The following is a 13,231-nucleotide window of genomic DNA, read 5'->3' as shown; positions in this document are numbered from 1 at the left end:
GGTTGCCTTATTGCGGCAGCACTTCCACGGTCACTGCGTACGTGGCGCGGCGCGCCTTGGCTTCCTTGATCGACGTCTTGTCGTCACGCGTCTCGGCTTCCATCCAGTACATGCCCGGGGCCGGATACTTGACGCTGAACTTGCCGTCGGCGTCGGTCGTGGCCGCGATCTCGTTCAGGCGGTCGCGGTAGCGGATGCCGCCCGGCACCACCGACACCTTCTGGTTGGCCGCGGGCTTGCCGTCGAGCAGCAGGCGGAAGCTGGCCGTTTCACCGGCGATCAGGTCGTTCGGATGGGTGATGGGCGCCAGTTCCAGGCCCTTGCCGGTGGTGGTCAGCACCTGCTTGGTCGGACGGCCGTTGGTGACATAGGTCTCGACGCGCCCGGCAATTTCGTTCACCTGCAGGTCCTGCGCGCCGGCCGGCACGTTGCTGGCAAACGTATCGGCAGCACCGCGCCAGCGCCTGGTCTGGCCATTTTCCTTCCAGCTCGCGAACACGCCCTGGTTGACCACGGCCACGCGATAGGTGCCGGGCTGGGTCAGGTGCAGGTCGAACGTGCTGCGGTACTTGCCGGTCGATGCGTTCTCCGCCGGCACGGCGGTCTTGCCGTCGGGCGCGGTCACGGCCAGGTTGTCCAGCCGCATCGGCACATGTTCAAAGTAGAACAGGTCGTTGGACACCGCGGCGTCCACGGTCACCCAGGCGTCCTTCTCGGACAGCACGGTGGCCGAGGGCAGCAGCCATTGACGGTGCGCGTGGGCGGCCAGAGGGGCCAGGGCGGCCAGCGCCAGGACGGCGAGGCGGGCAGAAAAACGGGGGGAGAAGCGGGCAGGCCTGGTCATCGTCGGACTCCGTTCGGTTCGCATCAAGGTTTGACTTCGACGGTCACGCCGCCGAGTTCGTGTTCGCCTTTGGCACTGGCGGTCTGGGCGGCCCGGGCCGGCCACGAGAACGGCACGCGCACCAGTTCGCGCCCGCCCACTTCGCGGGCGGCTTCCACCACAAGCTGGTAATCACCGGCCGGCAGCTTGCCCAGTGGGGCCTTGCCGTCCTGGAAGCTCAGGGTGTGCTCGCCCGGAGCGCGCGTGGCGCCGGACACGCCGTCGGCTGGCATCTGCATGTCGCGGCCAGCCTTGCGCCACCACTGGCGCATGTCCTTGAGCCACTTGGTGCCTTCGCCCTCCTTGTTCCTGGCGTCGTACCAGACCGCCAGCGTCTGCACCGGGCTCTGGTCGGCGCGCTCGATCCACATCGCCACGTACGGGCGGTGGTATTCGGCAACGTTCAGGCGGGGAATCTCCACCTTGACGTTCAGGTCGGCGGCCATGACGGGCGCCAGCGGCGCGGCGGCAATGCCGGTCAAGGTGACGGTCAGGAGTCGGCGCATTGTCAAAACTACCTTTCTCGATGGAATGGGAAGGGAAAGCGGATCAGTGGATATACAGGATGGCGAGCAGCAGCGGAATCACCAGCCCGGCGCCCACCAGCGGCCAGGTGGCGATGCGGCCCGCCGCATGCAGCTTCAGCAGGAACAGGCCCGTCACGCTGAACACCAGGCAGGCCATGGCGAACACGTCGATAAACAGGCTCCACGCCCGACCGGTATTGCGGCCCTTGTGCAGGTCGTTCAGGTACGAGATGGCGCCACGCGAGGTGGATTCGAACTGCACCTCGCCCGAATCGAGCGCCACGCTGACCCAGGCATCGCCGCCGGGACGCGGCAGGCCCACGTAGATTTCGTCGGCCGACCATTCGGCGTCGCGCCCGGATGCGTCAACGTCGAGCGTGCGGGCCAGCCAGTCCGCCAGCACCGGCGGTACCGGCCCCTTCTGGTTCTTCGTGTCGGCGCCGGCCGGCATGGCGCTGCGCAGCGCACCAACCACATCGCGCGGCGCGGTCTCGCTGCGCGTGACCACTTTCGGCCGCGCCTCGATCTGGCCGGCGTGGTTGAGCGTGAATCCGGTAATGGCGAACATCAGCATCCCGATCAGGCAGATCGCGGAACTGATCCAGTGCCACTGGTGAAGATGCTTGAGCCAGAACGCGCGGCGCTGCTGGCCGGAAACTGGCGCGGTGTCGGTCATTCAGGGTGCTTGAGACGATGCGCGGGGTGCGCCGGACGGCGCGTCATCCGCTGCGGAGCTGGCGATGACATCACAAAATCGCCGCGAGCCGAAGGATGATAATTGTTCTCATTTGGTGCGGCAACCCGTGGACCACGCTGCGGCCAGCCGTTTTGGTTACGGTTGATTACGCTGGCGAAGGGCCGTTGCCGCGCCAGGCCGCCGTGTCGGCAATTCTTGCGCCGCTGCCGGTCGAACCTGCAATTGGTGCCGCCCCGGCTCCGCATATCGGGCGTGAACGCCCGGAACCTGTCGGGCCAGCCGGGTGGCGTGGCGTTTGCAGGCCCTGATTTCATGGGCCTGATTCCCAGGCCGCAATCGGAGACGTCTCATGAAAACAGTCTGGATCCTTGTTGCGGACGAGGGTGTTGCGAGGATAGTTGCCGCGCGGGGCGACAACGCGCGCCTGGAAGAGGTCGAGAAGATCACGGATGCCGGCGCCCATGCGGACAATGCCGACCTGCGGCGCGATGCCTATGGCCGGCGGGCGCAGGCGTCCGTGCAGGGCGATGCCGGGCACCCCGGCGCGCATGCCGGCCGCATGGCGACGGTCGTGTCATCGGCGGGCGAGGACGAAATCCACCAGGAAGCGCAATTGTTTGCGCGCCGGGTGGCGAAGATGCTCGAGGACGCCCGCAACAAGCAGCGCTTCGACGAACTGGTGGTGATCGCACCGCCCCGCTTTCTGGGGCTGCTGCGCAAGGCCTTGCCGCAATCCGTGGGCGACACCGTGACGCGGGAACTGGGCAAGGACTATTGCCAGCTTCCCGATCAGGACCTGCAGCAGCGCATGGCCGATGATGGCATCGTGCCGGCACGCCGCGATCCGCGCATCGGCACCGGGCAGGGTGGCGGCAATGCCATTGGCAACCTGCCGATGCGCTAGGCGCCCGGCAGGAACGCCAGCCGCTGGCGCATGAGGCGCGTCCCGGCGGGCGCGCCTGGTGCAACGGGCCTCAGATGCCAGGGCCCAAGGCGTCAGGCTTCGGCAGCCTGGGCCGAATCCGGTCCACGGCGGAAGCTGATGGCGAGCCGGTTGAAGGCGTTCATCAGGCCGATCGCCATTGTCAGGTCGGCCAGTTCCTTCTCGCTGAATGCTGCTGCGGCCACCGCGAAATCGGCGTCGGGTACATGGGTGTCCGCCACGCGCGTCACCGACTCGGCCCAGCGCAGCGCAGCCTTTTCGCGGTCGCTGAACAGCGCGCCTGCCTCGTGCCAGGCCTGTACCAGCGCCAGCTTCTGCGGCGATACCCCCTTCTTGATCAGGTCGCGCGTATGCATGTCAAGGCAATAGGCGCAGTTGTTGATCTGGCTGACGCGCAGATAGACCAGGTCGACGAGCACATCCTCCAGCCCGGACTGCATGATGTAGCCATACACGCCGCCGAACGCCTTCACGCCATTCGGCGCTGCCTTGGTGTAGTCCAGTCTCATTTCAAGCTCCTTGGTGCGGGATTACTGCTCGTAGGTCGTCAGGTTCGTGTCGCCGGTGTCGACGACAAACACGGCCAGCAGCTTTGCCGGCCGGGTCTTGCTTGCATTGCGGCTGACGGGGTGCCGCGAGCCAGGCTCCTCGTAGAACGATTCGCCAGCCTTGTAGACGCGCTCGGGCCCGTCGTTCACCTTGCTGGCAATGCTGCCCGACACCACGTAAGCGTAGATGAACGCCGATTTGGCATGCACATGCGGCTTCGACGCGCCACCCGGCGCATAGTCCACCTCCACGGCGACCACCGACTTGCCGGGAATATTGGGAATGGCGTGCGAGAAGTTCGGCTTGACGCTTTCGGCCGCGCCATGGTCCGAAGTACCGTGCGCAAAGGCGGCGCCGCCGAGGGCCAGCCCGGCTGCGGCCAGGACGGATACCAAAATGCTTCTGGATTTCATGATGCATCTCCTTGTTGATGGATAGAATCATGGACGCTCGGTGGTGCATTCAAAAGAACCAAAAACCGAAAATCCCGCTGTACCAGACCCCATGACGCCCCTGCTCGACCTGAAGCTCGACCTGAAGCTCGACCGCCAGTCGCCGACCTCGCTCGCCGAGCAGATCCGGCTGGGCATTGCCAGCGCCATCGAAAACCGGGTGCTGCTGCCCGGCGCCCGGTTGCCGTCATGGGTGGATCTTGCGACACAACTCGGCGTCGCGCGTGGCACGGTAAAGGCCGCCTACGAGCGGCTGGTGGATGCGCAATGGCTGGTTTCATCACGCGCCGGCGGCACGCGCGTTGCCGATCTGACGCCGGCATCGCGCAGCGTGGCGGAGCCCGGACGCCCGGTGGAATCCGATCTGCAATCGGCGCTGTACCAGCACTTTCTGCCCGGCCCGGCGGTGTTCCAGATGGGGGTGCCGGCGTCGGACTGCTTTCCGGCCACATTGTTTGCACGGCTGCGTGCGCGGGCGGCGCGCGACGAAATCGAGGCGCCCGCGTCGTATCCCGACCCGCGCGGCGAACATGCGCTGCGGCGCGAGATTGCCGCCCACCTGGCGCTGGCGCGCGGTATCGCCTGCCAGCCGTCGCAGATATTTATCGCGGCCGGCTTTACCGGCGCACTGGGGGTGGCCTTGCGCGTGATCCAGGCGCCGGGACGCCAGGCATGGGTCGAGAACCCGGGATTCCTGCTCAGCCGCAACGCGCTGGCCATCGCCCAGCTGACGCCGGTACCCGTGCCCGTGGACGAGGACGGCATGGACATCGCCCAGGGCGAACGCCTGGCCCCGCATGCCGCGCTTGCCATGGTCACGCCCGGCCAGCAGGCGCCGCTGGGCCCCACGCTGTCACTGGCGCGCCGGATGCAGCTGCTCGACTGGGCCAGCCGCGCCGACGCCTGGATCATCGAAGACGACTACCTGGGCGAACTCCAGCTCAGGCGCCGTGCCGCGCCAGCACTGGCATCGCTGGATCGCGACGGCCGCGTGATCCATATCGGGTCATTCAGCAAGACCATCAGCCCGACGCTGCGGCTTGGCTTTGCCGTGGTGCCGGCCGCCCTGGGGGCGCGGTTCGAGGAAGCCGTGGCGTGCCTGGGTTCCGCGCCCGGCCCCGCCGTGCAGATGGCGACCGCCGCCTTTATGCACGACGGGCACTACCTGCGGCATCTGCGGCGCATGAAGCGCATTTATGCAACCCGGAGCCAGACGCTGCTGGCCGCGCTGGCGGCACGGCAGTTCCATGCCTACCCGGCTGGCCTGGCCGTGGTGGTGCAACTTCCCGATGGCGCGGACGACCGGCGCATCGCCCGCGAAGCTTATGCCTACGGCCTGGCGCCTGCGCCGCTGTCGGCGTTCTACTGTTCGCCCGATACGCAGCGCGCCGGGCTGCTGCTTGGTGTAGCCACCGCGATCGAGCACCAGGTGCCGAATGCCTGCGATCGGCTGCAGCAGCTGATCCGCAAGTTCGCCTGACCACTGCAGGCGGGGCGCGCCATTCACCTGGCGACGGCTTGCGACCGGGTGATCGATGGCAGCGGTGTCCCGGGTCGTTGCCTAGCGCAGCACGCGCCAGGTCGACTGCACCAGCCCCGACGGAAAGTGCCGGCTTGATTCGAGCGCCAGGCTCACGTCGCGCGGCAGGGCGCCAAACAGCCGCTTGCCCGCCCCGATCAGCACCGGCACCGTGGTAACCACCATGTCGGCGATCAACCCATCGCGCAGAAACGACTGGATCAGCTGGCCGCCATCAACGTAGACGCGGCGCACGCCCTGCGCCGCCAGTTCGGCCATGGCCTCGGATGGGCTGTGCCCGGAAAACCGGACCTTGCCCTGCAGAGGCGCGGGCACCGGCTGGCCCGCCAGTTGCCGGGACAGGACGAGCACGGGGCGGTCGTAGAACCAGTCGCCCATGGTCAGCACTTTCTCGTAGCAGCCCCGGCCCATGACGATCATGTCCTTGTCCGCGATGAAGTCGGCATAGCCGTGGTCTTCAGCGGGATCGTCCCGCTCCAGCAGCCAGCCGATGTCGCCATCGGGCCGCGCGATGTAGCCATCCAGGCTGGTGGCAATGAAAACGTGTCCGCTGATCATCAAGGGTCTGTGGTCCTGTCTGGTGTGGGGTGGGCTCGCTTCGCGCGATGGCGTGGATGGCGCGGGTGCCACGGGTGCCGCAGGCCGGCGGCGCCGGTGGTCAGGCTTCGACCGGCGCTTCCAGTCCGCGCAGGCACAGGCTCATCAGGCCCAGACGGCCCGGCACGCCCAGCTTGCGAAACACGCTGAGCACCAGCGCCTGGGTCCTGGCCGGACCAAGGTCCAGCCGGCTGGCGATCTGACTTTCCGATGCGGCGGTCAGCAGCAGCACCAGCACGTCGCGCTCCACGGGTTCCAGCACGCCAAGCAGCTCTGGCGCCAGCAGATGCGCGCAGGCCGGCTGCCGCAACGCCGTCACATCACGCGCAAAGCCCATGCGCAACTGATGCGCACCGAGCCAGTTGGCCTGCCATGCCAGATAGATCGCCCGCCCATCGCGATGCTGATAGCGATTTTCGAATCCAACCCGGTCCCGCCCGGCCAGCACCTGCGCCGCTTCCTTCAGCGTGCGGTCCCGGTCGCCAGGCAGCACGAGTTCGATGATGGGTTGTCCGATGACGTCGGACGGCGCAAAGCCCAGCGTCTCGGCGCAGTGTGCATTGACATAGCGAACGATGCCACCCCGGTCCACCAGGAATACGGTTTCCGGCGCTTCGTCCGCCAGGGTGAGGATGGCGTCTTCGGTCAATTGCTCCGTGCCCATGTCCACTCTATCCGCTCTGCCCACTCTTTGTCCGCTCGCGATCCGCACCGTTTGGCCCGGCTACGTTGTGCCGATCCGCAGTCCCTGCGTCAGATTCGACGATTCTGGAGATACTGCCATAGCCAGACACCGCCCGGGAGGTCATTGGCGATGCAGATACTGCCTCGCGGATCGTGCCACCGCCGTAAAGCGGCGCCTTCTTCACTATTCCCATATTGGTAGCAATCCCAATCAAGTTTCCGCCGTGGACGGCCGTTAGCGCCGCTCATAGAGAGGACGTCTCGAAAAGCGCCCCGACGATCAACGAAGCGAAATGGAGGAGATGGGATGTTGCAAGAATTGAGTCTGAGAAAGAAGCTCATGCTGCCGCTGGTGCTGAGCTGGGTCTGCCTGCTGGCCATCACGCTGTGGAACGTCTGGCAGATGCGCGAGCAGCGCCTGCAGGATCGCAAGGTCGCCCTGGAGCAGGTTACCGACACCGCCAATTCAGTGGTTGCCGAATACGAGGCCATGGCCCGTGCCGGCAGGATCAGCGCCGAAGACGCACAGAAGCAGGCCATCGACCGCGTGCGCGCCATGCGCTTTGGCGCCGACGGCTACTTCACCATCATGCGCTCCGACACCGTGGTGCTGATGCATGCCATCAAGGCCGAACTCAACGGCAAGAACATGTCCGACATGAAGGATGCCAACGGCATCTACCTGTTCCGCGACATCGCACAGATCGGCAAGACCACCGGCAAGGGATTCATCGAATACCTGTGGCCCAAGCCGGGTGCCGACGCCCCGCAGCCCAAGCTCAGCTACGCGCTGAACTTCAGGCCGTGGGACTGGAACTTCATTGCCGGCCTGTACCTGGACGACATCCAGGCCGAATTCCGCACCGCACTCTGGAAGGCACTGGGCTGGCTGGTTGCCGTGGGCGCGCTGATGAGCGTGGTCATGGTGCGCATCTCGATCAGCCTGCAGCGGCAGCTTGGCGGCGAGCCGGCACTGACCTCCAGGATCGCCGCGCGTATCGCCGACGGCGACCTGGGCACCCATGTGGAGACCGCACCCCACGACCGCGACAGCGTGCTCTACAACATGCAGCAGATGCAGGCGCGCCTGACCGGCGCCATCGGTCAGATTCGCGGATCGGCCGACTCCATTGCCGGCGCCGCGCGCCAGATCGCGGCCGGCAACGTCGACCTGTCGCGCCGCAGCGAGGAACAGGCTGCCTCGCTGGAAGAAACCGCCGCCAGCATGGAGGAACTGACCAGCACCGTACGCCAGAGCGCCGATAACGCACGCCAGGCCGCCCACCTGGCCGAGGGCGCATCGGACATCGCCGTGCGCGGCGGCGAGATCGTGCACAAGGTGGTGGAAACCATGGGCGAGATCAAGGCCGCATCGGGCAAGGTGGTGGACATCATCGGCGTGATCGAAGGCATCGCATTCCAGACCAATATCCTGGCGCTGAACGCCGCCGTGGAGGCCGCCCGCGCTGGTGAACAGGGCCGCGGCTTTGCCGTGGTGGCCGGCGAGGTGCGCAGCCTGGCGCAACGCTCCGCCACCGCCGCCAAGGAGATCAAGGCCCTGATCGACAATTCCGCGCAGCGCGTGGAAGACGGCGCCACGCTGGTGGAAGGCGCCGGCAAGGCCATGGAGGAAATCGTCGGCGCCGTGAAGCGCGTGACCGACCTGATGGGCGAAATGCGCGCGGCCACCGAAGAACAGACCGGCGGCATCGAGCAGGTCAACCAGGCCGTATCCCAGATGGACCAGATGGCACAGCAGAACGCCGCACTGGTGGAGGAAGCCACAGCGGCTGCGGCATCGCTGGAAGACCAGGCCGATGCCCTGCACCGCGCGGTAGGACAGTTCCGGTTGGCGGGTGCGTTGTAGGAAGAGGGAAGTCCGAAGAGAAACGCGTGACAGCGTTATAGCAATCTAGCCAGACCTTCCGGCCCGCAGCGATGCGGGCCGTTTTGTTTGATGTGCGGAGGGTGGGCTATTTCGATGGCGTCGGGAAGTCGGCCGGGGTGGATCGACGCTTGGCACAAAGCCACCCTCTCCGCTCGGCCGACCCAAAACAAAAGGGCGATAGCCGAAGCCATCGCCCTTCCCCGCCCCAGGCGCGAGCCTGAAGTGTCTTACTTCTTCGCGTTCGTCAGTGCCTGGAACTGCTGCGTCAGGTAGTTCTTCGTGTTGTTCATCTGCGCCACCGCCAGGTCCAGCTGCGTGAACTGCTTGCGGTAGCGTTCGATCTTTGCATCGATGCGGACGCTCATGTCCTCGTAGCGCTTCTCGATGTCCTTCATGCTGCGCTCGATGCCGCTGGTGACCGAGCCGATCGGGCCGCTCTCGCCCGTCATGCGGTCCACCGCGTCGGACAGCCGGCGGCCGAAGCCACCAGTGGTGCCGTCGCCCGCGAACAGCTGCGTCACGGTGGGCAGGTTGTCCTTCAGCGCGGCGTCCAGCTTCTTGCTGTCGATCGCCATCGTGCCGTCCTTCTGCATCGACACGCCGATGGCGGCCAGCATGGTCGGGGCCTTGTCCGGCATACCCGCCTCAGGCGTGTTCAGCACGGCGCGGATGGTCGTCTGGATGCCGCGGATCGAGGTGTCGCCGTTGAGCGCGCCCTTGGTCAGCGCCTTGGTGTCGAACGCCGTCAGCGACTTGATCGTCGACTGGATGTTGTTGTAGGCGGTCACCATCGCCTGGATGGAGTTCTTGATGCTGTCGGTGTCCTGCGTCATCGACAGCGACGTGGTGCCCGTCTTCTTGAGCGTCATGGTCACGCCCTGCGCGGCGTCGACCACGGTGTTGCTCGTGCTGGTGATGGCAATGCCATTGACCGTCAGCGCTGCATTGGTGGCGCGCAGCGTCTCCTTCATCGCGTTCGAACCCGGCGTGGTCGGGTCGTAGCCCGCCACGCCCTGCAGTTCGGGCGACGAGCCCGTGATGCGCATGCTCATCGTTTCGCCGGTCTTGTCCGACGTGAGGATCAGGCGGTACGGCGTGGCGCTGCCATCGTTGATGATGCTCGCCTTGACACCGATGCCGGCCTTGTTGATGGCATCGCGGATATCCTGCAGCGACCCCTTGCCCGGCTCGATGGTGACCGTCCGGGGGTTGGGCACGTCCGTGGTGGCCGCATTGGGGTTGAACCCGGGGCTCAGATAGGTGCCGCTGGCTTCGTCCCAGCCGGTGGTGGTGCCGAATTCGAACGTCAGCGTGCCGGAGCCGATCTGCACGTCCTGCTTGGCATATCCGTTGCCGGCCAGCGACTGGGCCTGCGCAAGGCGCGTCACGTTGACGCTGAGGTCGCTGGGGACGGCATTGGCGCCGGTGGTCACCGTCATGATGTCGGTGTTGCCCACGGCGGACTTGACCGCGCCGAACGTGTCCCGGTTCATCAGCGCCTTGGCCGTGGCCTGGAAGCTGGTGAGCATGCTCTTGACGGTGCCATAGGCGGTCAAGCGCGTCTGGAACGCCGAGTGCTGGTTGTCCAGCGACTTCAACGGCGCGCGCTCGGCCTCGGATAGCTTGTCCAGCAATGTGGACAGCTCGAGGTTGGCCCCAACCCCGAGGGAGGAAATCGATGCCATGTTTTGTGCCCTTCTTCTTGTTCGTTTCTTTGTCACCCAGGCGCTGCGTCGCCTGAATGTCCTGACATCCACGTTTACGTCGGCCAAAAGTGGTTCTTTAGGCTTTTTGGTACAGAAACGATACAAAGACGATACGAAGAGGGGCTACATCCGATACATGAGCCTTATGCGGCACAAAACTGTCAGTGCGCCAGACGTTGGGCCAGCGCGGACAAGGCGGTGTCGAATTGCCGGAGTTGCGCTGTCATCGGTTTGTCATCGGCGCGGCGCCGGGCCAGCGCGGCGTTGACCGACACGGCAATCAGCTGGCGCTGGGCCGCGATGAAGCCCAGGCAACGGGCGCGCGCCTCGGGGCCGTCATCGGCCAGCACGGCCAGCACCGGCACCAGTGGCAGCGTCCGGTATCCGGCAAACGGGACCGATTCGATGCCGCGCGACGGGCCCAGCAGTTCGGGCGTCAGCAGGCGGTACACGGCATCGCCCCAGTGGTGCTTTTCCTGGGCCTCGTCATCGCGGCGCCGCGACAGGGCCGTCGCGTATTCGGGGTTGGCAACCGCGCCTGCCGCAACCAGCGGGATCGCGTCAGGCGGCAAGGGGACCTGCGGCATGATGGACACGCAGTCGGCGCCGATATCGTGCTCGCCGCCCCGTCGCTTGGCGGCCAGTGACACGACCTGGAGCCGGTCCGGCACCCATGCATCGAGCGGCACCATGGCGCAGGTGGAAGGCCGCGCGGCATGGATCGTGCAGCGGCCATCATCGGCCAGCGCCGGACAGCGGCCGTGCGACGGATAGTCGATGGCCTGCGTGGCGATCATCAGCGTGTTGCCATCGGGCAGCGGATGGCCCTGGCGGCGTGCCAGCGCGGCAAACGCCGCCACGTCGTCGGCGGTGACTTCCACGATATGGCCGTCCACCACGTGCCGCGTGCCGGCGCGGGGCGGCCGCACGCGCCGCAGCGACAGCGCGCCGACAAAGCGGCCGGCATGGCGGAACAGCTCGTCCACGCTCATCAGCGGCGGGGAATTGCAGCACTTGCCGCACGCGGTGCAATGAAAGCCGGCCGCGACGGGCGCCCGGTCTACCATGGCCGGCGTACCGAATCGTTGAAGCGTGTCAGGATGAACGACTTCACCGCCGGGGAATGCAGCGCCTTCACCGTCGGCGCCACCCAGTCCGCCCGGCAATCGGCCGCACGTACCGCCAGCACGTTGGCCCACGGTACACGGGCATCCTCGATGCCCAGCGCGTCGCGCGCAGGCGCCAGGCCCGCGGCATCCGCCGCCGCATAGGGCAGCGCCACCAGCGCGCTGCGGCGCAATGCGGCGGGCAGCCGCTGAACCGGCAGGCGCTCGAACCGCAGCTTGCGCGGATTGTCGACGATGTCACTGACCTGCGGCTGCAGGCCAGCCTCGCCATCGATGCGGATCAGCCCATGGTTTTGCAGCAGCAGCAGCGCGCGCCCCTGATCGGCACGGTTCGCCGGGATGGCGATGACCGCGTTGACAGGCACCTGGCGCAGCGCCGCGATCTTGTCCGCGTACAGTCCCATCGGATAGGTCACCGTGTACGCCACCGTGCAGGCCGATGCATCGCCCGCCAGTGACTGGCCGTCGTCCGCAATCGACGCATCGATGCGTCGTGCATGCAGCGCCTTGCGTACCTCGGCAATCCCGGGCAACGAGATGGCCTGCAGTTGCACGGTACCGCCCTCGTTCGATGCCGACGCGGCTTCCACAAGTTCTCGGTCACCTGGCGTCACGACCCCGATGCGCACGACACGCCGTGTATCGGCCTGGGTTCCAGCCCGGGTTTCAGGCGTTGTCCCGGCCCACACCGGCAGTTGCAGCGCCCAGGCGCAGGCCAGTCCCAGTCCCAGCCCTCCCAACAGCGTCTTAACCATCGCGCAGCACCGTCCGGAAGCCGATATGCGATGTCGGCAGGTCGCGCTCGGCGGGTTCGCGCGCCGATGCCCGGTAGCGCACGCAGAAGTCTGGCGCGCACAGGAACGAGCCGCCCTTGATGACAGCCATGCGCGTATCGCGCGGCTGGCCCCATCGGCCGGACAATGCCGCCACGAATGCGGTATCGCCATTGGCGTGCGACTGGCGCGGCCCGGTGTAGGGATCGGCAGTCCATTCCCACGCGTTGGCAATCATGTCGTAGAGGCCGAAGGCGTTTGCCGCATAGCACCCGACCGGCGCCAGGCCTTCGAAGCCGTCGCGGGCACTGTTCAGCACGGGAAACACGCCTTGCCAGTAGTTGGCCGTGGGTGTGCCGTCCGCGCTGCTGGGTGCGGTCTCCAGGGCCGCACCGGTCTGCCCGGCCTTGGCTGCGTACTCCCATTCATCCTCGGTCGGCAGCTCGCGGCCCAGCCACTGCGCGTAGGCGCGCGCATCGGCCTGCGTCACCAGCGTCACCGGCTGGTTGTCCTTGCCATCGATCGTGGACGCCGGGCCCGACGGATGCCGCCAGTCGGCCCCACGCACCATCGACCACCACGCATAGGGCCGCTGCTGCAGTTCATCGCCCGTCGGCTTGTGGAACACCACGGCCTCGCCGGCGCGCTCTGCGTCGGTGCGATAGCCAGTGGCCTGCACAAAGGCGGCGAACTGCGCGTTGGTCACCTCGGTGCGGTCGATCCAGAAGCTGCCCACGCGCGTCTTGCCCGCGGGCCGCTCGTCCGGATAGCCAAGCGTGGTACCCGGCACGAACTCGCCGCCGCGCACGTGCGCCATGCCTGCCGTGCCCTGCTTGCGCCAGTCGTCGGGCAGACCCGTGTAGGC

General features: G+C 66.7%; 14 protein-coding genes. 3 read left to right on the top strand and 11 right to left on the bottom strand.

All coding sequences use genetic code 11. From position 1 onward, the window contains the following. Positions 1-7: 7 nt before the first annotated feature. From A9J21_RS26170 to A9J21_RS26160, 3 genes are read right to left on the bottom strand one after another with little or no spacing between them, the layout of a single operon-like run. Entirely contained in the window at positions 8-844 is an 837-nt protein-coding gene (locus tag A9J21_RS26170; RefSeq protein WP_066740821.1) for a DUF4198 domain-containing protein, read from the bottom strand. Between the two features lie 23 nt (positions 845-867). Continuing rightward, the gene (locus A9J21_RS26165; protein ID WP_066740819.1) at positions 868-1,389 is read right to left on the bottom strand and encodes a DUF2271 domain-containing protein; all 522 of its coding nucleotides are present in this window, start codon (positions 1,387-1,389) and stop codon (positions 868-870) included. 43 nt (positions 1,390-1,432) lie between these two features. After that, positions 1,433-2,086 carry a PepSY-associated TM helix domain-containing protein gene (locus A9J21_RS26160; protein ID WP_066740817.1) on the bottom strand — a complete coding sequence of 218 codons (654 nt, stop codon included), beginning with the start codon at positions 2,084-2,086 and terminating at the stop codon, positions 1,433-1,435. A 370-nt stretch (positions 2,087-2,456) separates the two neighbouring features. Between A9J21_RS26160 and A9J21_RS26155 the strand changes: the two genes are divergently transcribed. Continuing rightward, complete coding sequence (locus A9J21_RS26155; protein ID WP_066740815.1) at positions 2,457-3,011, top strand: host attachment protein; 555 nt, start codon at positions 2,457-2,459, stop codon at positions 3,009-3,011. Between the two features lie 92 nt (positions 3,012-3,103). On the opposite strand, the gene A9J21_RS26150 is transcribed toward A9J21_RS26155, so the two are convergent. Both A9J21_RS26150 and A9J21_RS26145 read right to left on the bottom strand, forming a co-directional pair. Then, positions 3,104-3,559 (bottom strand): carboxymuconolactone decarboxylase family protein, encoded by a 456-nt coding sequence (locus A9J21_RS26150; RefSeq protein ID WP_066740813.1) that lies wholly within the window; start codon positions 3,557-3,559, stop codon positions 3,104-3,106. 21 nt (positions 3,560-3,580) lie between these two features. Beyond that, the gene (locus tag A9J21_RS26145; protein ID WP_066740811.1) at positions 3,581-4,012 is read right to left on the bottom strand and encodes a cupin domain-containing protein; all 432 of its coding nucleotides are present in this window, start codon (positions 4,010-4,012) and stop codon (positions 3,581-3,583) included. A 91-nt stretch (positions 4,013-4,103) separates the two neighbouring features. Here A9J21_RS26145 and A9J21_RS26140 point away from each other — a divergent pair, with 91 nt between their 5' ends. After that, complete coding sequence (locus A9J21_RS26140) at positions 4,104-5,531, top strand: PLP-dependent aminotransferase family protein (protein ID WP_066740809.1); 1,428 nt, start codon at positions 4,104-4,106, stop codon at positions 5,529-5,531. A gap of 81 nt (positions 5,532-5,612) precedes the next feature. Here the strand turns inward: A9J21_RS26140 and A9J21_RS26135 are convergent, their stop codons facing one another. Next, on the bottom strand, positions 5,613-6,149 hold the full coding sequence (locus A9J21_RS26135) for a dihydrofolate reductase family protein (RefSeq protein ID WP_066740807.1): 537 nt from the start codon (positions 6,147-6,149) through the stop codon (positions 5,613-5,615). A 100-nt stretch (positions 6,150-6,249) separates the two neighbouring features. Next, positions 6,250-6,852 carry a PAS domain S-box protein gene (locus tag A9J21_RS26130; RefSeq protein WP_066740805.1) on the bottom strand — a complete coding sequence of 201 codons (603 nt, stop codon included), beginning with the start codon at positions 6,850-6,852 and terminating at the stop codon, positions 6,250-6,252. Between the two features lie 327 nt (positions 6,853-7,179). Between A9J21_RS26130 and A9J21_RS26125 the strand changes: the two genes are divergently transcribed. Then, on the top strand, positions 7,180-8,739 hold the full coding sequence (locus A9J21_RS26125; protein WP_066740803.1) for a methyl-accepting chemotaxis protein: 1,560 nt from the start codon (positions 7,180-7,182) through the stop codon (positions 8,737-8,739). Between the two features lie 248 nt (positions 8,740-8,987). Here A9J21_RS26125 and fliD read toward each other — a convergent pair whose 3' ends face one another. The 4 genes from fliD to A9J21_RS26105 all read right to left on the bottom strand — a co-directional run. Beyond that, the gene (fliD, locus tag A9J21_RS26120; protein ID WP_066740801.1) at positions 8,988-10,445 is read right to left on the bottom strand and encodes a flagellar filament capping protein FliD; all 1,458 of its coding nucleotides are present in this window, start codon (positions 10,443-10,445) and stop codon (positions 8,988-8,990) included. Positions 10,446-10,627: 182 nt separating this feature from the next. Then, entirely contained in the window at positions 10,628-11,533 is a 906-nt protein-coding gene (locus tag A9J21_RS26115; protein WP_066740800.1) for a YkgJ family cysteine cluster protein, read from the bottom strand. Then, positions 11,527-12,348: a MetQ/NlpA family ABC transporter substrate-binding protein gene (locus A9J21_RS26110; protein ID WP_082926615.1), complete on the bottom strand. Its 822-nt coding sequence runs from the start codon at positions 12,346-12,348 to the stop codon at positions 11,527-11,529. Before A9J21_RS26110 ends, A9J21_RS26115 begins: the two co-directional genes overlap by 7 nt. Then, the coding region (locus A9J21_RS26105) for a formylglycine-generating enzyme family protein (protein ID WP_066740798.1) at positions 12,341-13,231 on the bottom strand (891 nt) is incomplete at its 5' end. The genes A9J21_RS26105 and A9J21_RS26110, both read right to left, overlap by 8 nt.

It is taken from the genome of Cupriavidus sp. D384 (assembly GCF_001652915.1).
In the GTDB taxonomy this organism is placed as follows: domain Bacteria; phylum Pseudomonadota; class Gammaproteobacteria; order Burkholderiales; family Burkholderiaceae; genus Cupriavidus.
This window is presented reverse-complemented; position numbering and strand designations above follow the sequence as displayed.

Coding starts and splice junctions, on each gene's coding strand:
- A9J21_RS26115 (WP_066740800.1), bottom strand. CDS start 11,533: ATGGTAGACCGGGCGCCCGTCGCGGCCGGCTTTCATTGCACCGCGTGC.
- fliD (WP_066740801.1), bottom strand. CDS start 10,445: ATGGCATCGATTTCCTCCCTCGGGGTTGGGGCCAACCTCGAGCTGTCC.
- A9J21_RS26160 (WP_066740817.1), bottom strand. CDS start 2,086: ATGACCGACACCGCGCCAGTTTCCGGCCAGCAGCGCCGCGCGTTCTGG.
- A9J21_RS26130 (WP_066740805.1), bottom strand. CDS start 6,852: ATGGGCACGGAGCAATTGACCGAAGACGCCATCCTCACCCTGGCGGAC.
- A9J21_RS26110 (WP_082926615.1), bottom strand. CDS start 12,348: ATGGTTAAGACGCTGTTGGGAGGGCTGGGACTGGGACTGGCCTGCGCC.
- A9J21_RS26150 (WP_066740813.1), bottom strand. CDS start 3,559: ATGAGACTGGACTACACCAAGGCAGCGCCGAATGGCGTGAAGGCGTTC.
- A9J21_RS26170 (WP_066740821.1), bottom strand. CDS start 844: ATGACCAGGCCTGCCCGCTTCTCCCCCCGTTTTTCTGCCCGCCTCGCC.
- A9J21_RS26155 (WP_066740815.1), top strand. CDS start 2,457: ATGAAAACAGTCTGGATCCTTGTTGCGGACGAGGGTGTTGCGAGGATA.
- A9J21_RS26145 (WP_066740811.1), bottom strand. CDS start 4,012: ATGAAATCCAGAAGCATTTTGGTATCCGTCCTGGCCGCAGCCGGGCTG.
- A9J21_RS26165 (WP_066740819.1), bottom strand. CDS start 1,389: ATGCGCCGACTCCTGACCGTCACCTTGACCGGCATTGCCGCCGCGCCG.
- A9J21_RS26135 (WP_066740807.1), bottom strand. CDS start 6,149: ATGATCAGCGGACACGTTTTCATTGCCACCAGCCTGGATGGCTACATC.
- A9J21_RS26125 (WP_066740803.1), top strand. CDS start 7,180: ATGTTGCAAGAATTGAGTCTGAGAAAGAAGCTCATGCTGCCGCTGGTG.
- A9J21_RS26140 (WP_066740809.1), top strand. CDS start 4,104: ATGACGCCCCTGCTCGACCTGAAGCTCGACCTGAAGCTCGACCGCCAG.